The sequence below is a fragment of the Priestia endophytica DSM 13796 genome, assembly GCF_900115845.1.
Classification (GTDB): domain Bacteria; phylum Bacillota; class Bacilli; order Bacillales; family Bacillaceae_H; genus Bacillus_I; species Bacillus_I endophytica.
The window spans coordinates 79,047-98,507 of the sequence record NZ_FOXX01000004.1 but is presented as its reverse complement, the minus strand read 5'-3'; the positions used below and the strand labels follow the sequence as shown (position 1 = coordinate 98,507).

Genomic DNA, 19,461 nt, shown 5'->3' with positions numbered 1-19,461 from the left:
GATAAGGAATTTCGTAAAAGGTTTGTTAAAATTTCAAATGACATCAATCTGAAAGGAAAAATGAGCTATAATAGAAGCGGCATCAAGACTTTTGAAATAAAGGCGGATATTGGAATGATTTATGTTATTAAATTTTTATATGGGTTTGTTCTTCCTCCTGGTTTATTTGTTACAGGAACGCTTTTACTTGGCTTATTTGCGTATCGACGGGATAAAGTGCTAGCTCGTTGCTTCCTTTTGTTATCTTTCTTACTGTATCTTTTCTTTATTCCTTTTACAGGTCACTTTTTAATTCACACGTTAGAGAAGCAATACACTCCTCCAAAAGAAGTATCAGGAGATGTGATCGTCATGCTTGGAGGCGGGGCAACATTTGATACTCCTGATATCGATGGCAAAGGTCATCTCTATGGAAGTGCAGCAAATCGCTTACTAACAGTGGCTCGACTACATAATCAAACAGGATTGCCTATTGTTATTTCTGGAGGCACGGTTTATCCTGATAACGGAAGTGAAGCCGATATTGCAAAACGTCAGCTAGTCAGTTTAGGCATTGAACAAGATGCGATTTTCGTAGAAACGAAAAGTCGCAACACAGAAGAAAATGCGAAATATACAAAAGAGTTATTAAAGAAAGAGCATTTTCAAAAACCGATTCTCGTAACCTCTGCTTATCATATGCCGCGTGCTGTCAACCACTTTCATAACGTCGGCCTTCCGGTAGAGCCATATCCGACAGACTATTCATCAAATCAGAACACAGAAGTATATCCAAATCAGTTTTCTCCTGCGATGATTACTTCAACGTATAAAGCACTGAAGGAATATTTGGGCATGCTTGCAAGTTAAGCAAAAAGAGGAAGAGACCATGACAGGTCTCTTCCTCTTTTTATGGTCCTTTAATACCTCTCTACTTCGATGATCGCCTTTTTACTGCCTGTTGAATCGGATCCCATACACTATTGTAAGGAGGAGCATAGCTTAAATCTAAATCTTCAAGTTCATGAACAGTCATCTTGTGGTAAAGAGCGGTAGCGAGCACATCTATCCGTTTATCTACTCCTTGCTTTCCGATGATTTGTCCCCCTAAAAGCATGCCGCTATCTTTTCGATAAAGAAGTTTGAGATAAAAATCCTCTGCTTGTGGATAGTATCCTGCATGGCTTTTAGATTGGAAAGCAATCACCTCATATGGGAAGTGAAGCTCTTTTGCTTCCTTTTCGGTTAAACCGGTTCTTCCAAGCGTTAGCTCGAAAAATTGAATAATCGAAGAACCTACAATCCCTTGAAAAGGAACCCCTTTCTCTAGCATATTTAATCCCGCTATTCTTCCTTGTTTGTTAGCCGTTGTGCCAAGCGGAACATAGTCATTTTTCTGTTTGATACGATGATAGTGAAGGGCACAGTCGCCTGCCGCATAAATATCTTTTACGTTCGTTTCCATATAGGCGTTCACTTCAATTGCTCCCTTTATTCCCACCTTTACACCGCTTCCTTCTAGAAAGCGCGTATTAGGATGAACCCCTGTTGCAAGCAGCACAAGATCTGTTTCATACGTGCCTTTATTCGTGTGAATTTCCCGCACGTTCTCTTCCCCAATCAGTGCTTCTACATCTTCTTCTAAGCAAAGCTCGATCCCTTTTCGCTTTGCCTTTTCGTGGATATGTGTAGCCATATCTTCATCAAACAGAGAAGCAAGCTGTCCTTCTCGTTGAATAATACGTACTCTTTTTCCTAATTGGAGAAAGTTTTCAGCCATTTCAAGCCCAATATAACCTCCACCTACAATGGTGACATTCTGAATCTCATCCTGAAGACTTTCTTGAATCTTTTTGGCATCTGGAATCGTTTTTAACAGATGAACATGCCCTAGCTCTACACCAGGCCAATCAGGTTGATTTGGACTGGCCCCTGTCGCAATGAGCAGTTTATCATAGGAGTGGGAAAACCCTTCTCCTGTTTTTGTATGTATGCCATAAACCTTTTTCTCTTTTTCATCTACCTTTTTGACTTCTGTATGTGTATAAGCGTTAATGCCATATTTCTCTCGAAACGTATCAACACTGCGTACAATCAAGTCATTGGTTGAGGGAACTTTCCCACCAATCACATAAGGAAGACCACACTGACCGTAGGAGTAAATTTCTCCTTTTTCAAAGGTGATGACCTCCGCCTCTTGATCATTGCGGACGATTTGCATCGCAGCACTCATTCCTGCTGCATCTCCACCGATAATCACATATTTCATTTTATTTCCCCCTTTTTTTACGACAGGACATCATGATACTCTTTCGTATCTTGCAGCTTTTTCTTAGCATAAGAACACGTTGGCGTAATCTTTTTATTTTGTTCTCGAGCCATTTGCACAACTTGATGGAGCAGTTTTCCTGCCACTCCTTGACCTCTTAGTTCATCTGAGACAAAAGTGTGGTCTACCACAATGGTTTCTCCCTCTATTGTAAAATGTAGTTCTGCTTTTTTTCCTTCTTCCTCACCAATATAAAAAGATTCTTCGTTTTGTTTAATATCCATTTTACTATCGCTCCTTTACACATTTCTTATTATTCTTATACCCTTTTCTATTCTGTTTTCATCCTTTATTTCATAATTCTTTCTTCATCGTCATACTGACGGTTTTAAATCCCATTTCTTTGTAAAGGTGGTAAGCCCGCTGGTTTTCATAAAAGACGTTCAGCGAGAGGGTGTCGATTTTTTGTTTTCTAAGCATCTTCTCTATTTCCCTTAATGTAGCTTTCCCATATCCTTTTCTTTGATAACCTTCAAAAATCGTAATTTGATAAATAAAAGCCTGCTTCTTTTTCTCATTAGCATATATCCAAAGTGTTCCAACGTCCTCAGTCCAATTACAGCAACGATAAAAAATATGAAAGGGCGTTTTTATTCCATGAGGAAGAAGACGTTGTGTTTCAAAGTGAGCTTTTTTCAGTGCCTCTTCTCTCTGTAATCCTTTATATTTACAAAGACTTTCCGCATAGCGAGAAACTTCGCTTTCTATAAATATATGAAACTCCTCTTCTGTCATTAATACAAGATTTAGTTCTTTCATCCTATTTCTCCGTTTCCTATCTATGGAATTTGTGGTAACATAATAAAGAATCTGTTGCTTTAAGGATGTGAAATGATTGGAAAAACGTAAAGAAATCTTCTCTTGGATCAAAGTGTTTGGCTTTGCTATTGTGATTGCGTTAATCGCGCGCAATTTCATCTTTTCTCCATACACGGTTCATGGAGAATCTATGATGCCAACTATTCAAAATGATAATCGTGTGATTGTGAGTAAACTGAGTGATATAGATCGATTTGATACCATCGTCTTTGATGCTCCAGACTCTGATGATCGTTATATTAAACGCGTAATTGGCCTTCCTGGAGATACGGTAGAAATGAAAAATGATACCCTTTATGTGAATGGAAAAGCTTATTCAGAAGACTATTTAAATTCTGTAGCCAAACAAGAATCGATTAGCCAGCATTGGACAGAAGACTTTACTCTAGAAGAAAAAACGGGTAAGAAAGTGGTCCCTGAAGGATATGTATTTGTTCTTGGCGATAATCGTCCAATAAGCAAAGATAGTCGGATTTTCGGTTTACTTTCTATGAAAAGCATTCAAGGACAAGCAGTATTTCGCTTTTGGCCATTTAATGAAATAGGCCCGCTTTAAACCCCAAGGAGAAAGCGTCTTGCTTTCTCCTCGTTTTTTTACAAGGGATGTTTACTCTTCATTATCCAAAAGAAGAGTCCTATTAATAGAAAAGCATAGAGAAAAATCCAACTGAACTGCCCCCAAAATAAGACAGGTATAGACTTCATATTATCTTCTGAACTCATGATTTCTAACGAGAAATGAAGAACCATATAAATCCGTTTATCGTATCTTTCAAAGTAGAAATGGCGACAGATATAACAAGAACACCAAGAACTCCCCACCATGTATTGCTTTGATTTTGTATAAGTTCCCTTGTAAAGAGAGCGGAAAGTGAAAGGGCTAAGAGGGATAAACTAAAATGAGACAAAAAACCCATTATAAGATGTAGTACTCGCGTTTCTACACCAAACGCGTTAAAAACGATTGGATAAGCTACTGAAATAAAGCTGAGACAAAACCCAATAAGGATGCACATTGTAAATAAAGATAAATAATATTTTCTTAGATTTCTGCAATGTAGCACTGTAATCCTTTTTTGCCCTTCATCTTCGGCATGAAATATGGTGACTGTAAACCATCCCATCATAAAGAAAAGGAGTAAAGACGTAAAGGAGTAACTGTCTAATATCGGATTTGGTGTATATGTATAATTGATAACAAGAGACAAGATGTAAAGGGAAAGAGGAGGAATGTATCGATGAGATCTTAAGTAATTGTGAAAGTGATAGTGTAATAAGCCCTTCATTGTCTTTAATTCTCCTCTCCTCTAAAAATGGCTATACAATTTCTCGTTTTCTTCATTTATAGGGAAAAGCTTCTTAATAGAGGCCCCTCTTTGCAAAAGTTCTCTTAAGAGTTTATCTGTATCTTCTGGCTTGACAATAGCCTCTATCTCATTCACATTAGAACTCAAATCATGCTGTTGTTGAATTTTCATAAGAGGAAGTACTTCTTTTAATGATGTTTGCGCAAGAATTTTAAAAACAAGTTTGTTTCCTCCGATGTCAGCATGAACAGGAACACTAGTCTGAACAATCTGGTGATTCTTGATACATAGGAGTCTATCCACTAGGTTTTCTATTAATTTCGTTTCATGACACGTAAAAATAATATTTAATCCTCTTTGTTTTAAAGACAAGAGAATCGTTTCCACATCACTTTGCGCTTTTGTCCAGATAAGGGCTCGTCTAATATAAGGAAATCTGTCTCCTCAATCAGCGACTGCATAATGATCACCTTCTGTTTCATTCCTTTAGATAACTCGGCAATAGCTGTTCGGCGGTCTGCTTGTAAATGAAACATTTCTAGTAAACAATCAATTCGCTGTCTTAAGTGTTGTTTATCCATCCCTCTAATCTTTCCCATATGAATAGGATATTCTTCTAGAGTGAATGGAATACGAGAAGGAGTAATTTCAGGAACATACCCCATTTTTAAAGGAGATGCCAGTTTGTACACTTCCCCGCTGTCTGGCTTGATCAATCCTCCTATAATTTTTAATAAGGTACTTTTACCAGACCCATTTTTTCCAACAAGCGCGATAATTTGCCTCTTATGTATTGAGAAAGAAACGTTTTCTAAAACTAGTTTGTTTCTATAATACTTTGTAATATTCCTTAGCTCCATAATCGTCTCCAATATTCACACACCTTACTCTTTAATGTTCACTTCCACTTCGAGCGGGGTATTCAAGAATCAAGAGGATGGAAGTGTTATTTATTATAGAAGTGGGTATATCCTTTAAGCATTTTTCCTTCATTAGATGATTACTGTTTCCTCTTCCGTTGCTGTGACATTCTAATTTTTTGTAGAGTATGAACTAAATCTTCTCTAAACATTTTCTGTTTTCGCTCACTTTTTAATAAATTCTCTACATTTTGTAAACCGATGGAAAAGCGAACATAACAATTAGTGGTGAAAATATCCATATAGGAAGCGAATAATGATTGAAACCACGGAACATTTCGAAGTTTTTTTATGTTTTCATTGATTTTTTCTTGTGTTGTTAGAGGTTTTCTACTCCAAATGGGAGGAAGAAGATTTGCAAGAAATTCGAGAAAATTATCATCCATCAATGACTTTCTCCCTTCGTAAACGATAGAAGAGGGCTGAATCCAAGATAGTAGCTTTTCTCTATCATATAAGCTAAAGTGTATCTAATATGCTTTCGAATCAATCTTTTCTTTATTTTCTATCTCTCTATTTTATTATACTATATTTTCCAATCATTTGTTCTTTCAATCTGTTAACAACGAGTTGTTTTCTTTTGAATGTAGTGAAAGATTTCTTTCATGAGAAAAATATATTTTAAACGCATAATGCCAGCTCCTTTCCTATACCACATTCCTCCTTAGATAGAGAGCTAAACATCATCATCCATCTTTTATTTCTTTTTCATTAAAATGCCGCTCCTTATAAAGAAGCGGCAAAGCTTTCTATTTTTCTTTTAGGCCCTCTCCTACTCCTTTTAACAAGTTTAGAGAGAATTTAATTGCCCGATTAACATCTGGATCTTTCAATGACCGAGCGAGTTCAAACATACTCATTTTTTTCTCCTCTTTTAATCCTTCTTCCGCCTTTTGCAATCCTTTGGCAAACCCGCTTGCAAGCTTTTCTGTTGTTTGAGGATCAACATCTGTTAGCACTCCTGCTGCTGCCATAGCATTATTAATGGCATTTGTCACAGGGGGACGAAGCATTTGCTCAACAGCAATTTTCGTGACGTCTTCTTTGGCTTCTACAAGGTGATTAACTGCTCCTAATATCCCACTCTTATGAAGCTCTTGAAGTAATATCATCGTTTCTTTCATACCACCCACGTTTTTAGAAAGTTCGTGAAGCACTTCTTGAAGGATTCTTTCTTGCTCTTCCTCTTCTGTTAATACTGGTTTTTCAATTTTTGTAATAGGTTTCGCCATTATACTCCCCCTCTGACGTTTGTTTCTTTTCTTACAGGTTCGTTTTGATCTGCAATCGGTTCATAATCATCGCGCTTCCATTTTCGCTCAACTTCAACCCCAAGCTGAGGATGACGTTTGGCATAACGGTGATTGTAAGACGGAAGCGGCTTTTCCCCGTTTTCTGCTAAAACATCCATCTTTACTTTTGTTTGCTTATAGGCAGGAGTTTGGGTTTGAAGATCTCCTGCCGTTCCTGTTAAAAGGTTGACGGCATTTTCATGCTGAACAGAGTGCATGGGCACATAAAGTTCATTTCCTTCAACACGATCTGTAATAAGGGCATGAAGTTTAATCGCCCCATATGGAGAGCGGAGGCGAACGAGTGAACCATCCTTTATTCCTCTCTCTGCTGCCAGATGTGGAGAAACTTCCACAAATACTTCAGGAAGCTTATACTGAATGCCTTTCGATTTGTTTGTCATATTGCCAACATGAAATTGTTCTAAAAGCCGGCCATTATTTAACGTTAAGTCATACTCTTTTGGAAACTGGAGTGGAGGTACATATTCTTTGAGTGAGAACCGTGCCTTTCCATCTGGAAAATTGAAGCGTTTTGTATAGAGAAGCGGCTCGTCTTTCCCACTGTGTTGAACAGGCCATATAAGACTCTTCCATCCTTCTAATCTCTCATATGAAACACCTGCAAAGTTTGGGCAAAGGCGAGCAATTTCATCCATAATATCGCTTGGATGGTGATAATTCCACTGAGCCCCGCATCTGTTTGCTATTTCTTGAATAATCCACCAGTCTGGTTTAGAATCTTCTAATGGTTCGATCGCTTGGTAAAGACGTTGGATTCTTCGTTCTGTATTTGTAAACGTTCCATCTTTTTCAAGGGACGGTGAAGCTGGTAAAATCACATCTGCAAACTGAGCCGTTTTTGTAAAAAACAAATCTTGCACAACAAAGAAATCTAGATTACTCAGTGCGTCCTGAACATGCTCTGCATTTGCATCAACTAAGGCCATATCTTCTCCTATTAAATAAATGCCTTTTAAACTCCCTGCTTGCGCTCCTACTAACATATTTACGTTCGTTAAGCCGCTTTCTTTTGAAATAGACACTCCGTAAGCCTCTTCAAACCTTTGTCTTGCTTCATCATCTGTAAGGGGTTCATTTCCAGGAAGTGACTGTGGAAGTGCACCCATATCACAGGACCCTTGTACATTATTGTGCCCCCGAAGCGGATAAGCGCCTGTTCCTGTTCGTCCAAAATTACCTGTTACAAGCAGAAGGTTCACAATTGCTCCTGACGTGTGGGATCCTGCGATATTTTGCGTCACGCCCATTCCCCAAAGAATACAGGTTCCATCCGCTTCATAAATCATTTTTGCTGTATTGTGAAGCGTTTCTTTAGAGAGACCTGTCACTTCTGATGCATAATCAAGCGTATATTTGTCTAAGAGCTCTATATATTCTTCATAATTGTCAATACGCTCTCGGATGAATTTTTCATCATGCCATCCTTTGTCAATCATATATTTTGCAAGAGCCGTTAACCATACATAGTCTGTTCCTTGTTTCGGGCGAAGAAATAAATCTGAGCGTTCCGCTAATTCGTGTTTTCTAAGGTCAGCTACAATGAGCTTTTGGCCGCGAAGTTTACGAGCGCTTTTGACACGGGTTGCTAATACAGGATGTCCTTCTGTTGGATTTGCGCCAATAGTAATTACAAGACCAGCATTCTCAATATCTTGAATTGTGCCAGAGTCTCCTCCATAGCCAACAGTTGCAAGCAATCCATTTGTGGCAGGAGATTGACAGTAGCGGGAGCAGTTGTCAACATTGTTTGTTTCAAAAACTTGACGCGCAAGCTTCTGAATTAAATATGCTTCTTCATTTGTCGTTTTAGAAGAGCTTACAAATCCAAGGGCATCTCCACCGTATTTTTCTTTTATAAACGTGAGCTTTTCTCCAATGAGCGTAAGAGCTTCATTCCAAGATGCTTGAACGAACTGATCGCCTTTTCGAATTAGAGGCGTTGTTAGGCGTTCATCGCTATTTACAAAATCCCAGCCGAATTTCCCTTTAATACAGGTCGAAATACTGTTAACAGGAGCCTGTTCTGTTGGTTCAATCTTTAAAATTTCTCGGCCTTTTGTCCATACTTCAAATGAACATCCAACACCACAGAAAGTACATACTGTTTTGGTTTTCTTTGTTCGTTTTTCTCGGGCTGCTGCTTCTACTTCTGATAAAGCAAAAACAGTCTTGTAGTCTGGCTCTACTTCTTTCACAAGATCAATCATTGGATCTAATATTTTTTCTGACATCCCTGTTAAAAATCCAGCTTCTCCAATCATCGATTTTTCCATTAGAGCATTACATGGACAAACAGTGACACATTGGCCACAGGATACACAAGAAGACTCGTTAATACTTTTTCCATTGTCCCATAGAACACGCGGCATTTTCCGTTCCCAATCAATTGTCAGCGTTTCGTTCACTTGAACGTCCTGGCAAACTTCTACACATCTCCCACATAAAATACACTGATCTGGATCATAGCGGTAAAAAGGATGAGAATGATCCTTTTCATAGCCTTTTTCACGAAACGGGCGTGTTTGATGTTCAATCTCAAGCTGTTCTGCTGTATTATGTACACGACAGTTTCCATTGTTGTTATCACAAACTGTGCAGTATAATAAATGATTTTCCAACAGGCGATCCATTGCTTCTTTCTGAGAAGCTTTGGCACGTTCAGATGAAGTTAAAATCTCCATTCCTTCTTTAGCTTCAGTAGAACAAGCTCGCATAATATCGCCATTAATTTCACACATACATGTATCACATGTTTGAATGGGACCTAACGTTTCGGAATAGCAAACATGAGGATGGGGGATATTTTGAGCTAGTAAATAATCTAAGAGCCTTGTCCCTTGCTGAACTTTATGTTGTTCCCCATTAATTGTAACTCCAACCGTCTTTTCCATCATTTCTCCCCTTTTCTCTTGAACTCCAATTCTCCTCTTTCTAAAAAAACAATTCACTTACTGAACCATTCTAGCTCTCATTATAATCCTTTCTCTTTTTTCATCTCAAATTAAAAGAGGCTTTATACAGCTATCCATATCCAGAAAAGATTTCTTTTTAGGAAGAAAAAATAATGCGTTCGCTTCCTGTATAAACATTAAAGTCCTCTCCTCGAATGAAGCCGACGGTTGTCATCTCAAGCTCTTCTGCAAGTTCTAGCGCTAGCTCGGTTGGAGCAGATTTAGATAGTAAAACCTCACAGCCTATCTTATTTGCTTTAAGCAAAATTTCAGAAGAGATTCGACCGCTAAAAGCCACAATTTTCCCATGTAAGTCAATGTTGTTCTTTAAGCAATAGCCGTAGATTTTATCTAGGGCATTGTGCCTCCCAATATCCATTCTTTCTAGAGAGAAGCCGTTTTGGTCATAAAGAGCGGCATTGTGAACGCCTCCTGTATGTTTGAACGTATCTGCACTATTTTGGAGCTTATTCATAAAATGAATACATTCCTCAGGGGTAACGCTTACATGATTGGAGTTTATCTTCTTAGCCGTAAGCGCATCTGTTGTAAAAACGAAACCTTGTCGACTTCCTCCACAGCATGATGTAATATAGCGCTTGTTTTGAAAGGTTTCATAATATGTATGAAGATTTTCAATTTCAACATGAACAAATCCTTCTTTTTCTTGAATCCATAAGTTTTTAATATCTTTGTAGGACTGAATCACTCGTTCAGAAGCTAAATAGCCAATTACCATATCCTCTATATACTGAGGTGTGCATACCATTGTCATAAATTCTTTTTCATTTACTTTGATTGTAACTGGAAATTCTGTAACAACAGAATCTTCTATGTTTATTGTCTTTCCATTCGTAAATTTAATAATATTTCGTCTTTTTATAATTGATCCCATCCTGTTCTACACCCTTCAACCTATATTTTCTCTAACTTCTTCCCTTTTTCTACTAAAAAGAATCCTGCTATAAAACAAGAAGCAGGATTCTTTCTGTGCATTCTATATTGATGTTTATGATAGAATCCATTTTTTTACGCCCCATAAAATGATTAACCAAAGTGGAATCGACATCAGTATTCCATAAAAGCAGCCTGTTGCAAAAGATGGTTCTCTTTTCATCGCTGTATCCTCTACTTTCACTTCTTATTTTATGGTTATTTTTTCATTTTATCATGCTTGCTCTTTCGTTTAAAACAATACGTGACAAAGTTCCCTTCAATCCTTCACCAAACTACTATATTAATTCATTATCTGATACTCTTGAGAAGATTGTCGAAAGAAATTAGAATAAAAAAGCTGAATAAAAAGAAAGGAGAAAAAAATATGGAACTTTCATGGCTTTTACCCTACATACTTGTATCCGTCACGATTGTCCTTATCCCAGGTCAAGACATGCTTTTTGTTCTTACCCAAAGCCTATCTTCAGGACAAAAAGCAGGACTGCAAACTGTTGCAGGATCCATTACAGGAACAGTATTTCATACGCTGCTTGCCTCTTTTGGTCTTTCCGTTATTTTTGCAAGCTCTTTTCTTGCTTTTAACATTTTAAAAATCGTTGGGGTCATTTATCTTCTCTACTTAGCTTTTCAAGCTTTCCGAGAAAAGAATCCATTAGTGGTGCTTTCTCATAAAAAGCAAGAACACTATTTTCGAAAAGGTATGATTATGAATTTATCGAATCCCAAATGTGCCCTGTTTTTCTTGACGTTTCTTCCTCAATTTGTACGTCCAGAGCTCGGACATATGAATTTACAAATGCTCTTATTTGGTTTTATTTTTATTATCGAAACGTTGATCATTTTTAGTATCATTGCTTTCTTTGCTTCTAAGCTTGGTCAAAAGTTTATTCAAAGCTTACGCTTTCAGCATGTTTTAAAATATACAAAAGGAACGGTTTTTGGACTACTTGGTATTAGTTTATTATTTTCAAGTCGTTAATTTTTGCTCAAAGAATTTTCTTTGAGTTTTTTTATTTAATATCATTTAGAACATAGTTTTCTTGAATTACTGTTCTTTTTATTAGGTTATTCTTCCCTTTCAACTGATTGATGTTTATTTTTTGGTTTTTCGAGGAAAACGTAATATTGTTTCTTCTTTATTTTTAAAGAATAAAATCAATTTGTGATATTATTCACAAATTAGACAAAATGATTGGATTTTGTTTGTTGTCAACTATAAAAATATAATGTATGATTTAATTGTGAAATGATTCACAAACAAATTTATACATTTTCTTAACGTCAGAAAGGATGAGTTATTCATGGAAAAAGTAAACCGCGTCGCATTAATTGGAACAGGATTTGTAGGATCAAGCTATGCTTTTGCTCTTGTAAACCAAGGTATTGCAGATGAACTAATTATGATTGACTTGAATGAAAAGAAAGCAATGGGAGATGTGATGGATCTTAATCACGGAAAAGCTTTCGCTCCTCATCCGACTCACGTTCGATTTGGTAATTATGAAGATTGTAAAAACGTAGACCTTGTCGTGATTTGTGCAGGGGCTAACCAAAAACCTGGCGAAACTCGCCTTGATCTTGTTGAAAAAAACTTAAAAATCTTTAAAAACATTGTTGATAACGTAATGGCTAGCGGATTTGATGGCATCTTTCTTGTCGCAACAAACCCAGTAGACATTTTAAGCTATGCAACTTGGAAATTTAGCGGCTTGCCAAAAGAACGCGTAATCGGTTCTGGCACAATTTTAGATACGGCTCGCTTCCGCTTCCTTCTTGGTGAATATTTCAATGTTGCTCCTAAAAATGTGCATGCTTATATTATTGGAGAACACGGCGATAGCGAGCTCCCTGTTTATAGCTCTGCTGATGTTGGCAGCATCCCTGTTCTTAAAATGATTGAACGTAATGAAGAATACCAATTAGAAGATTTAGATGAACTTTTTACAAACGTACGTGACGCTGCTTATCAAATCATTGAAAGTAAAGGTGCTACCTTCTATGGCATTGCGATGGGACTTGTCCGCATTACAAAAGCTATTTTGCGCAATGAAAACAGCATATTAACCGTATCTGCCCTCTTAGAAGGTGAATATAACGAAGAAAACGTCTATATCGGGGTTCCAGCCATTATTAATCGAGATGGAATTCGAGAAATTGTAGAACTTGATTTAAATAAGGAAGAAGAAGAAAAGTTTGCTCATAGTGCACATGTATTAAAAGAGATTTTAGCTCCACACTTTGAAGAAGTAACAAAATAACGTAAAAGAAAGAGTGGGTCATCATGTGGGTTCAAAACTATAATCCTTTAGATAATGTTTATTTATCAGCACTACTTGCAGCTCTACCTGTACTATTCTTTTTGCTCTCACTCACCTTATTTAAAATGAAGGGCGTCATAGCCGCCCTTCTTACCTTACTTATTAGTGCTTGTGTTTCTGTGATTGGCTTTCATATGCCAATCACAAAAGCATTAGCAGCGATTGTACAAGGCATCGCGAACGGACTTTGGCCAATTGGCTACATCATTATTGTGGCTGTTTGGTTATATAAAATTGCCGTGAAGTCTAGAAAGTTTGCGATTATACAAGGCAGTATTGCTAACATTTCAAGAGATCAACGCCTGCAAGTGCTATTAATCGGATTTAGCTTTAATGCCTTTTTAGAAGGAGCAGCAGGCTTTGGCGTTCCAATTGCTATTTGTGCAGCTCTGCTCACAGAACTTGGTTTTCGTCCACTGAAAGCTGCTATGCTTTGTTTAATTGCAAATGCTGCTTCTGGAGCATTTGGAGCTATTGGCATTCCTGTTATTGTAGGAGCACAAATGGGAAATCTAAAAACATTGGACTTATCACATACGCTTATTTTCATTCTCCCTTTCATTTCTTTTATCATTCCCTTTTTACTTGTATTCATCTTAGACAAGTGGAGAGGAATTAAAGAGACGCTTCCAGCACTTCTTGTTGTAAGTTTAGTTTTCTCAATTTTTCAAATGTTAACAATGTTCGTTTTAGGTCCAGAACTTGCCGACATCATTCCTGCTCTTCTCAGCATGACAGCTCTAGCCATTTTCCTTCGAAAATGGCAGCCAAAACATATTTATCGAGAAAACAAAGAAGAAAAAATCAGCACACAACCTCATTTCTCATTTAAAGATATTGTGCTTGCATGGTCACCTTTTTATATTTTAACAATCATGATTATGCTATGGAGCTTACCTGCTTTTAAGTCTCTTTTTGCAGAAGGTGGTTCTCTAGCGAAAACAACGCTGATGATTCACATTCCTAACTTAGATCAAGAGGTTATGAAAATACCGCCTATCTCAGCTGAAAAAATGCCGCTTGATGCCATATTCAAATTTGATATTTTAGCGGCAACAGGTACAGCTATCTTTATTGCCGTATTGTTAACAGCCCTTTTAAGTCGTAATATGAATGGGAAAAAAACGTGGGAAGGACTTCGTGAAACCGTAAAAGAGCTCTGGCTTCCGATTGTAACAATCTGCTTGATTATGGGCTTTGCAAATCTTGCCAATTTTGCTGGTCTTTCTTCTTCTATTGGGCTTGCGCTAGCTAAAACAGGTGATATCTTTCCCCTTCTCTCTCCTGTGCTAGGCTGGATTGGCGTTTTTATTACAGGCTCTGTTGTTAGCAACAATGCGCTATTTGGTAACTTACAAGTGGTAACAGGCGCTCAAATTGGCACAAGCTCATCACTTCTTCTAGCAGCTAATACGAGCGGAGGTGTTATGGCTAAGCTTATTTCACCACAGTCTATTGCGATTGCAACAGCTGCTGTTAAAGAAACAGGTCAAGAATCTAAACTGCTTACAATGACGCTTAAATATAGTTTATTTTTACTTGTACTTATTAGCTTATGGACATATATTCTTTCATTGCTTGGTATATAATACAAAAAAGCCCTGACTTTTAGTCAGGGCTTTTTTCGTTATTAGATAATATGGACCATTTTATGATAAACGTCTCTCTTTTTGCTTAAAAACTCTTAAAAATAGAAAAAGCATCAAAATGGGACAAAAAGGCGAAAGAAGAATAAGGGTATAATAAAGTGCGTTTCCCCTTTCAAATGCCTCATGCATCATAAAATCTCCGTTCCATACAAGAAAGAGCTCGGCCAATAAAAGAAGAAAAATGACTCCGATTTCAGCGACCTTTATCCGTCGGCGCCTCTTTCTTCGTTCTCTCAAGACTTCAAACTGAACAATTTTCATGAACATCCCTCTTTTCTCTTTTAGAGTTTGCACAAAAAAGATGACAAATTCTGCAGTTTTTCTCCTCTCATTATAATAAAACTATTCTGAAAATAAAATACACTAAAAAAGCCAAGTACATGTACTTGGCTTTTTTCATACTTATTGAAGTTTTCCAGCACGAATATCGTCTGTCATTCCTTCATATGGAGCTTTTGAAATTATGTTTTCGTTATCTTTTCCAACGTTTTTAAGATACGTAATGTCTGCAAATTCAGGTACAACATATTTTGGATATGTTTCATATTTTTCTCTTGACTCTTTCATTAAATCAAGGTGATCGTTTTGGTAACAAACCGTAATCTCTGGATGTTCATGTACCCATTTTGGGAAGAAAATAATGCCGTGCATGCGTTTTTCTTCAGGCATAAAGTTAAGGGATACATCTGTTCCTGTTGGCTCTGTCCATGATACTTTATAAACGCCTTTTGTCAATTTTACAATATCAACTTCTTGATCACGTACCCAGCGTCCACCAACCATTCCGCTATGAATCCGATAATCAATTGTATGGTCATTCTTAATATACATTTCATATTCCCAACCGTTTTCATACGTATAAATCATGTGATTTCCAATAAAGTTTTCCATATTTCTCTCTCCTTCTTGATTAAAGTACCTTGTAGATATCTAATACTACCTTTGTCTCTGTACGAAGAGCCGCTCCAACAAACAGGGAATTTTCAAGCCATTCGTATTTCTCACTGCTTGTTTCAAACGTCGGGACTGTGCGGAAATAAACGTGCTCAGGATCAATAATCTCTCCTTTTGAGGCACGATCTCTAAAACGCTCGCTCACTTGGCGTATACCGTTATTTTCGATATAAATAAGTTCACCATCGTTCGTTTCGATAACGTAACGGGCAGATAAATCTGTTCGTCCGTTAGCACGAATGATTTGCGAGTCGGCTCCACCGTCTATAATGTTGCCATTTATCTCTCCGGTTATTTTCCCACCTTTGATTGGAATAAACTGTCGTCTTCCAAGTTTTGTGTGGCCAACAACCATCGGTGTGGCAACTTCAATTTCTGCAGAAGTCACTTTTTTCAATGACGGCTTATTCATAATAGTTTTTCCCCCTTCTTCTTTTAGGTAAGAAGAAAACATGTAACTATTTACATGTTCATATTAACACTATGATATAATAGTGTCAAATAATAGAGCTGGAGGCAAAGCATGCGGATTTTAAAATATGCGATACTAGGACTTCTCTACAACGAGAAATTAACAGGGTACGATATTACAAGTGAATTTAAGGGGCCACTTGGGCAGTTTTGGACAGCAAAACATAGCCAAATTTATCCTGAATTACGAAAGCTGACAGATGAAGGATTTATTCAATATGAAGTCGTTGTTCAAGGAACAAAACTTGAAAAAAAAGTATATGAAATCACTTCGCTTGGAGAAAAAGAGCTTTCAGAGTGGCTTGAAAAAGTGGAGCGAGATTCAAGTGTAAACAAAGATGAATTTATGCTAAAAACATACTTTATTTCAGCTATGGAGAAAGAAGAAGCATATGACCTTTTTAATGATCAGCTTGTTAAGCGGAAAGAAAAGCTTTCAAAGCTTCAAAAAACGCTATCCTTATTAGAAGAAGAAGGCGAAATGCCTATTACGTTCTCCTCTCCTCAATTTGGCCACTACCTCGTCTTAACGAGAGCCATTGAAAGAGAAAAAGGATATATTGTCTGGCTTGAAAAGACAATCGACCTACTGAAATAAAAAAAGCCTCCCGCGTTGCGGAGGCTTTTTTTTATTTATTCAACTCTTCTAACAGGGGATATAGCTCTTCTAAATGGGTAATTTCGTACGTTGGGGTAACTTCAGTATGTTCTTTATTTTCACGGTTAATCCACACTGATTTCATTCCAATGCGCGATGCACCTAAAATATCCGTCATTAAGTTATCTCCTACCATAATGGCATCATCTTTTTCTAATCCCATTTTTTCAAGAGCGTGTTCGAAAATGGTTGGATCAGGCTTACCTCGACCAAATGCTCCTGAAATAATAATCTCGTCAAAATAAGGAGCGATCTCAGGTGTGATTTCAAGCTTTGTATTTTGAAGATCTGGAGAACCGTTTGTTAATAAAAGAAGACGGTAATTCTTTTTTAGCTTATCTAACGTACGAAAGCTTTCTTCATATACGAACGGATGCTTACGACGTTCAAGTGGAAAGCGTTCTGCAAGCTCCGCTCCAAATGCTTCATCATCAATGCCAAGCTCCTTTAATCCTTGTGTCCACGCTTCTTTTCGATAAGCTGGTACAATGTCTTTCATTTTGCGAAAGTTATCATCATCATCTAAAAAGTTTCCCCATAGTCCTTCAAAAGGATTGATTCCAATCATTTGAGTGAACTCATACGTTTCATAAGAAGAGTAAAGTCCGCGGGCTTTTTCTCTTACCGCTTCTTCTAATTTTTCTCCATCTACATTATATTTCTGACTTGCATATGTACATGTTGCCACAAAGGCTTCCTTTACGCTTTTTTTGTCCCAAAGCAGCGTATCATCAAGATCGAAAAAAACAGCTTTAATCATTCTGCGTTCCCCACTTTTTCATTATGTTTTTAAATTGCTTTATTTCTATAAGACTACATCGAAAAAATGAATAAGTAAATGAGAATTCGCTATTTTTTATTATTTATTTACTCTTTTTCCGAACATTTTTTTGAATAGACGTTTAAATAAGTACCCTAGACCGAACAACACCATTAAAATCAACAAGAACTGAACGCCAATTTTCCCATTATCTCCAATTGTAATCTCTCTTGAAATGAGCGCATCGCTTCCCCATACAAGCACTGAACCAATGGTAATAAGCACAACAAAACCAACTACTAAAAGAGCTAGTTCGTAAAAACGGAGCTTTTTTAACATATGCCGATGTGGCCAACAAAAGCTAATAACCGCAAGTAAAAGCAGCAACAAAAGCCATTCGGACTGGATAAACCAAACAGTAATACTGTATGTAATAATAGATGTATAAGCAATATTTGTTGCATCAAATCTTTGTTTCACAACTTCCCCTCCACTTGTCTTACACAAGATGTTAAAAATATTCTTATTAAACATTATAGAGCATATATGACGCATTTATCTTTATATGCATGCTTTTCTGTAATAAATATACATTGAAAAGGATGAATAATAAGCGTATAATTAAGATTAGTTAGAAAAATTATAACAGATTTCCTTCACATGTTAACAGTATTCATAAAAGTACCATCTTAGCGAATACAAGGAGATATGTGAATTTTTTATTTATAATGCTTAGACAGGCTGAATCGCTTTCATCTAATGGCAATATAAATTAAGCAAACAAACAGATTCGTTCTCCTTACAAAGCGTGACAAACGTGAACGTACTCTGTCAAAAAAGAGGAGTGGTGTTATGCATTGGAGTAAACGAAATACCGAAGAAGAAGTACAAGAAGAAGTTGCTGTATGGGAATGTGAATCAACGGAATGCGTAGGATGGATGCGAAAAAACTTCTCGTTCGATGAAAAGCCAAGCTGCCCTTTATGTGGTTCCTCAATGAAAAGCGGCGAGCGCATGCTATCTAAATTAACAAACATGCAAGGTCGATAGTATCTTTATGTCTTTTATCTAGCACGAAATGCCTCCCTTTTGAGTACAATAGAGGTGGTGATGTGAAATGAAAAATCGAGATAAAAGTATCCGGAAGAAGCGACTTTTAAAAGAATACTTGAAAAAACAGCTTAAAAATTTAAGACCAAAACCCGCAAAAAAACCCGCATCAAATTATAAACCTTCGGCATAAAAGGAAAAAGGCTTCTCCATCTAGGAGCCTTTTTTTGTTGTAGTATGCGTGAATTCTTTTTTATTACACATACTAGCGTTAACTTATAAAAAGGAGACGCACAATGACTATTTTACTTATCAAACTTATTTTAACCCCTGTTTTAGCAACATTTGCGGCCTTTATTTTCCCCGGTATCTTTTATTCTTCCTACTGGCAACCAATTGTCATTGGTGTGGCGATTGCTCTTGTCACAAGGTATGTGGAACGCATTTTGCTTCGTTCTCATACTAAGATTATTACGCTCATTATCGATTTCTTCACGGCGTTCTTTCTTACCTATATTTTGCCGTACGGATTTGAAAATGCATACGTCCTTTTTCCTGGCGCAGTGTTTACAGCTATTTTGTTCACAGTTGCAGAACTTCCGCAACACTATTTTCTTCTTAAAGAAGATGTTGAACAAAATTCAATCGTATAATGTTTATAATGTTCTAATAGGTGCATTATAGCAAAAAAATCATAGGGGGTTAACCCCCTATGATTTTTTTGCTGCATTATCTCTAATCGTACTTCCTATCCTTCCGCTAATGCTACATCCTTCTTCATTTCACCATTTTACTTCAGCAATCAAAATATCTTTATTTTCTCCAGGAGAATAGATCTCCGTTCCTACAGATAAAACAGTTATCATTTCATTTTGAAAAGAACGAATATCTTGTCCTTTCGAAAACGTGGAATCAATCTCCCCGATTTTTATTTTTTTCGTTACTTTGTCTTCCTTTAATACTTCTTTAACGGTTGACTTAGCTAGACTTAGCTAGCTCACTTGTTATTGTTTTATCACTGCA

General features: G+C 37.0%; 24 protein-coding genes. 9 read left to right on the top strand and 15 right to left on the bottom strand.

Annotated elements, in window-relative coordinates; all coding sequences use genetic code 11:
- Positions 1-114 precede the first annotated feature (114 nt).
- The gene (locus BM012_RS09465; protein ID WP_061804446.1) at positions 115-849 is read left to right on the top strand and encodes a YdcF family protein; all 735 of its coding nucleotides are present in this window, start codon (positions 115-117) and stop codon (positions 847-849) included.
- Positions 850-910: 61 nt separating this feature from the next.
- On the opposite strand, the gene BM012_RS09460 is transcribed toward BM012_RS09465, so the two are convergent.
- The 3 genes from BM012_RS09460 to BM012_RS09450 all read right to left on the bottom strand — a co-directional run bounded on the left by BM012_RS09460 (position 911) and on the right by BM012_RS09450 (position 3,067).
- The gene (locus tag BM012_RS09460) at positions 911-2,248 is read right to left on the bottom strand and encodes a CoA-disulfide reductase (protein WP_061804341.1); all 1,338 of its coding nucleotides are present in this window, start codon (positions 2,246-2,248) and stop codon (positions 911-913) included.
- A gap of 17 nt (positions 2,249-2,265) precedes the next feature.
- Positions 2,266-2,532, bottom strand: coding sequence for a GNAT family N-acetyltransferase (locus tag BM012_RS09455; RefSeq protein ID WP_061804342.1), 267 nt, complete (start codon positions 2,530-2,532; stop codon positions 2,266-2,268).
- A gap of 70 nt (positions 2,533-2,602) precedes the next feature.
- On the bottom strand, positions 2,603-3,067 hold the full coding sequence (locus BM012_RS09450) for a GNAT family N-acetyltransferase (protein ID WP_061804343.1): 465 nt from the start codon (positions 3,065-3,067) through the stop codon (positions 2,603-2,605).
- Between the two features lie 76 nt (positions 3,068-3,143).
- Between BM012_RS09450 and lepB the strand changes: the two genes are divergently transcribed.
- The gene (gene lepB / locus BM012_RS09445) at positions 3,144-3,683 is read left to right on the top strand and encodes a signal peptidase I (RefSeq protein WP_061804344.1); all 540 of its coding nucleotides are present in this window, start codon (positions 3,144-3,146) and stop codon (positions 3,681-3,683) included.
- A gap of 172 nt (positions 3,684-3,855) precedes the next feature.
- Here the strand turns inward: lepB and BM012_RS09440 are convergent, their stop codons facing one another.
- From BM012_RS09440 to fdhD, 7 genes are all read right to left on the bottom strand, one after another.
- Positions 3,856-4,413: an ABC transporter permease gene (locus BM012_RS09440; protein ID WP_235606154.1), complete on the bottom strand. Its 558-nt coding sequence runs from the start codon at positions 4,411-4,413 to the stop codon at positions 3,856-3,858.
- Between the two features lie 21 nt (positions 4,414-4,434).
- Complete coding sequence (locus tag BM012_RS26785) at positions 4,435-4,806, bottom strand: hypothetical protein (protein ID WP_235606155.1); 372 nt, start codon at positions 4,804-4,806, stop codon at positions 4,435-4,437.
- A complete protein-coding gene (locus BM012_RS26780; RefSeq protein ID WP_235606156.1) occupies positions 4,797-5,294 on the bottom strand; it encodes an ATP-binding cassette domain-containing protein in 498 nt (165 codons plus the stop codon). Before BM012_RS26780 ends, BM012_RS26785 begins: the two co-directional genes overlap by 10 nt.
- Positions 5,295-5,434: 140 nt before the next feature.
- Positions 5,435-5,740, bottom strand: coding sequence for a hypothetical protein (locus tag BM012_RS09430; RefSeq protein ID WP_061804345.1), 306 nt, complete (start codon positions 5,738-5,740; stop codon positions 5,435-5,437).
- A 363-nt stretch (positions 5,741-6,103) separates the two neighbouring features.
- The gene (locus BM012_RS09425) at positions 6,104-6,586 is read right to left on the bottom strand and encodes a helical membrane plugin domain-containing protein (protein WP_061804346.1); all 483 of its coding nucleotides are present in this window, start codon (positions 6,584-6,586) and stop codon (positions 6,104-6,106) included.
- Positions 6,586-9,561, bottom strand: coding sequence for a formate dehydrogenase subunit alpha (fdhF, locus tag BM012_RS09420; RefSeq protein WP_061804347.1), 2,976 nt, complete (start codon positions 9,559-9,561; stop codon positions 6,586-6,588). The genes BM012_RS09425 and fdhF overlap by 1 nt, the downstream gene beginning before the upstream one ends.
- 157 nt (positions 9,562-9,718) lie before the next feature.
- Entirely contained in the window at positions 9,719-10,516 is a 798-nt protein-coding gene (gene fdhD, locus BM012_RS09415) for a formate dehydrogenase accessory sulfurtransferase FdhD (protein ID WP_061804348.1), read from the bottom strand.
- Between the two features lie 426 nt (positions 10,517-10,942).
- Here fdhD and BM012_RS09410 point away from each other — a divergent pair, with 426 nt between their 5' ends.
- From BM012_RS09410 to BM012_RS09400, 3 genes are all read left to right on the top strand, one after another.
- Positions 10,943-11,557: a LysE family translocator gene (locus BM012_RS09410; RefSeq protein WP_061804349.1), complete on the top strand. Its 615-nt coding sequence runs from the start codon at positions 10,943-10,945 to the stop codon at positions 11,555-11,557.
- Positions 11,558-11,879: 322 nt separating this feature from the next.
- Positions 11,880-12,836 carry an L-lactate dehydrogenase gene (locus BM012_RS09405; protein WP_061804350.1) on the top strand — a complete coding sequence of 319 codons (957 nt, stop codon included), beginning with the start codon at positions 11,880-11,882 and terminating at the stop codon, positions 12,834-12,836.
- Positions 12,837-12,859: 23 nt separating this feature from the next.
- Entirely contained in the window at positions 12,860-14,485 is a 1,626-nt protein-coding gene (locus BM012_RS09400) for an L-lactate permease (RefSeq protein WP_061804351.1), read from the top strand.
- A gap of 60 nt (positions 14,486-14,545) precedes the next feature.
- On the opposite strand, the gene BM012_RS09395 is transcribed toward BM012_RS09400, so the two are convergent.
- From BM012_RS09395 to BM012_RS09385, 3 genes are all read right to left on the bottom strand, one after another.
- A complete protein-coding gene (locus tag BM012_RS09395; RefSeq protein ID WP_061804352.1) occupies positions 14,546-14,806 on the bottom strand; it encodes a hypothetical protein in 261 nt (86 codons plus the stop codon).
- A 141-nt stretch (positions 14,807-14,947) separates the two neighbouring features.
- A complete protein-coding gene (locus BM012_RS09390) occupies positions 14,948-15,436 on the bottom strand; it encodes a phenolic acid decarboxylase (protein WP_019394322.1) in 489 nt (162 codons plus the stop codon).
- Between the two features lie 19 nt (positions 15,437-15,455).
- Positions 15,456-15,911 (bottom strand): DUF3237 domain-containing protein, encoded by a 456-nt coding sequence (locus BM012_RS09385; protein ID WP_061804353.1) that lies wholly within the window; start codon positions 15,909-15,911, stop codon positions 15,456-15,458.
- 111 nt (positions 15,912-16,022) lie between these two features.
- On the opposite strand from BM012_RS09385, the gene BM012_RS09380 reads away from it, so the two are divergent.
- Positions 16,023-16,568, top strand: a complete 546-nt coding sequence (locus tag BM012_RS09380; protein ID WP_061804354.1) for a PadR family transcriptional regulator — start codon at positions 16,023-16,025, stop codon at positions 16,566-16,568.
- A gap of 31 nt (positions 16,569-16,599) precedes the next feature.
- Here the strand turns inward: BM012_RS09380 and BM012_RS09375 are convergent, their stop codons facing one another.
- Both BM012_RS09375 and BM012_RS09370 read right to left on the bottom strand, forming a co-directional pair.
- Entirely contained in the window at positions 16,600-17,388 is a 789-nt protein-coding gene (locus BM012_RS09375; RefSeq protein ID WP_061804355.1) for an HAD family hydrolase, read from the bottom strand.
- Between the two features lie 99 nt (positions 17,389-17,487).
- Positions 17,488-17,868 carry a hypothetical protein gene (locus BM012_RS09370; protein WP_061804356.1) on the bottom strand — a complete coding sequence of 127 codons (381 nt, stop codon included), beginning with the start codon at positions 17,866-17,868 and terminating at the stop codon, positions 17,488-17,490.
- Positions 17,869-18,240: 372 nt separating this feature from the next.
- Between BM012_RS09370 and BM012_RS09365 the strand changes: the two genes are divergently transcribed.
- The 3 genes from BM012_RS09365 (at position 18,241) to BM012_RS09360 (ending at position 19,091) form a co-directional block, all read left to right on the top strand.
- Positions 18,241-18,438: a cold-inducible protein YdjO-related protein gene (locus BM012_RS09365; protein ID WP_061804357.1), complete on the top strand. Its 198-nt coding sequence runs from the start codon at positions 18,241-18,243 to the stop codon at positions 18,436-18,438.
- Positions 18,439-18,505: 67 nt separating this feature from the next.
- Positions 18,506-18,631, top strand: coding sequence for a hypothetical protein (locus tag BM012_RS27055; RefSeq protein ID WP_264158241.1), 126 nt, complete (start codon positions 18,506-18,508; stop codon positions 18,629-18,631).
- A 103-nt stretch (positions 18,632-18,734) separates the two neighbouring features.
- Positions 18,735-19,091, top strand: coding sequence for a DUF2512 family protein (locus BM012_RS09360; RefSeq protein ID WP_061804358.1), 357 nt, complete (start codon positions 18,735-18,737; stop codon positions 19,089-19,091).
- Positions 19,092-19,461: the final 370 nt, after the last annotated feature.

Excerpts from the sequence above, each read along its gene's own strand:
- BM012_RS09465 (WP_061804446.1), top strand. The coding sequence starts at position 115 with ATGATTTATGTTATTAAATTTTTATATGGGTTTGTTCTTCCTCCTGGT.
- BM012_RS09460 (WP_061804341.1), bottom strand. The coding sequence starts at position 2,248 with ATGAAATATGTGATTATCGGTGGAGATGCAGCAGGAATGAGTGCTGCG.
- BM012_RS09455 (WP_061804342.1), bottom strand. The coding sequence starts at position 2,532 with ATGGATATTAAACAAAACGAAGAATCTTTTTATATTGGTGAGGAAGAA.
- BM012_RS09450 (WP_061804343.1), bottom strand. The coding sequence starts at position 3,067 with ATGAAAGAACTAAATCTTGTATTAATGACAGAAGAGGAGTTTCATATA.
- BM012_RS09440 (WP_235606154.1), bottom strand. The coding sequence starts at position 4,413 with ATGAAGGGCTTATTACACTATCACTTTCACAATTACTTAAGATCTCAT.
- BM012_RS26780 (WP_235606156.1), bottom strand. The coding sequence starts at position 5,294 with ATGGAGCTAAGGAATATTACAAAGTATTATAGAAACAAACTAGTTTTA.
- BM012_RS09430 (WP_061804345.1), bottom strand. The coding sequence starts at position 5,740 with ATGGATGATAATTTTCTCGAATTTCTTGCAAATCTTCTTCCTCCCATT.
- BM012_RS09425 (WP_061804346.1), bottom strand. The coding sequence starts at position 6,586 with ATGGCGAAACCTATTACAAAAATTGAAAAACCAGTATTAACAGAAGAG.
- fdhF (WP_061804347.1), bottom strand. The coding sequence starts at position 9,561 with ATGGAAAAGACGGTTGGAGTTACAATTAATGGGGAACAACATAAAGTT.
- fdhD (WP_061804348.1), bottom strand. The coding sequence starts at position 10,516 with ATGGGATCAATTATAAAAAGACGAAATATTATTAAATTTACGAATGGA.
- BM012_RS09410 (WP_061804349.1), top strand. The coding sequence starts at position 10,943 with ATGGAACTTTCATGGCTTTTACCCTACATACTTGTATCCGTCACGATT.
- BM012_RS09405 (WP_061804350.1), top strand. The coding sequence starts at position 11,880 with ATGGAAAAAGTAAACCGCGTCGCATTAATTGGAACAGGATTTGTAGGA.
- BM012_RS09400 (WP_061804351.1), top strand. The coding sequence starts at position 12,860 with ATGTGGGTTCAAAACTATAATCCTTTAGATAATGTTTATTTATCAGCA.
- BM012_RS09395 (WP_061804352.1), bottom strand. The coding sequence starts at position 14,806 with ATGAAAATTGTTCAGTTTGAAGTCTTGAGAGAACGAAGAAAGAGGCGC.
- BM012_RS09390 (WP_019394322.1), bottom strand. The coding sequence starts at position 15,436 with ATGGAAAACTTTATTGGAAATCACATGATTTATACGTATGAAAACGGT.
- BM012_RS09385 (WP_061804353.1), bottom strand. The coding sequence starts at position 15,911 with ATGAATAAGCCGTCATTGAAAAAAGTGACTTCTGCAGAAATTGAAGTT.
- BM012_RS09380 (WP_061804354.1), top strand. The coding sequence starts at position 16,023 with ATGCGGATTTTAAAATATGCGATACTAGGACTTCTCTACAACGAGAAA.
- BM012_RS09375 (WP_061804355.1), bottom strand. The coding sequence starts at position 17,388 with ATGATTAAAGCTGTTTTTTTCGATCTTGATGATACGCTGCTTTGGGAC.
- BM012_RS09365 (WP_061804357.1), top strand. The coding sequence starts at position 18,241 with ATGCATTGGAGTAAACGAAATACCGAAGAAGAAGTACAAGAAGAAGTT.
- BM012_RS27055 (WP_264158241.1), top strand. The coding sequence starts at position 18,506 with ATGAAAAATCGAGATAAAAGTATCCGGAAGAAGCGACTTTTAAAAGAA.
- BM012_RS09360 (WP_061804358.1), top strand. The coding sequence starts at position 18,735 with ATGACTATTTTACTTATCAAACTTATTTTAACCCCTGTTTTAGCAACA.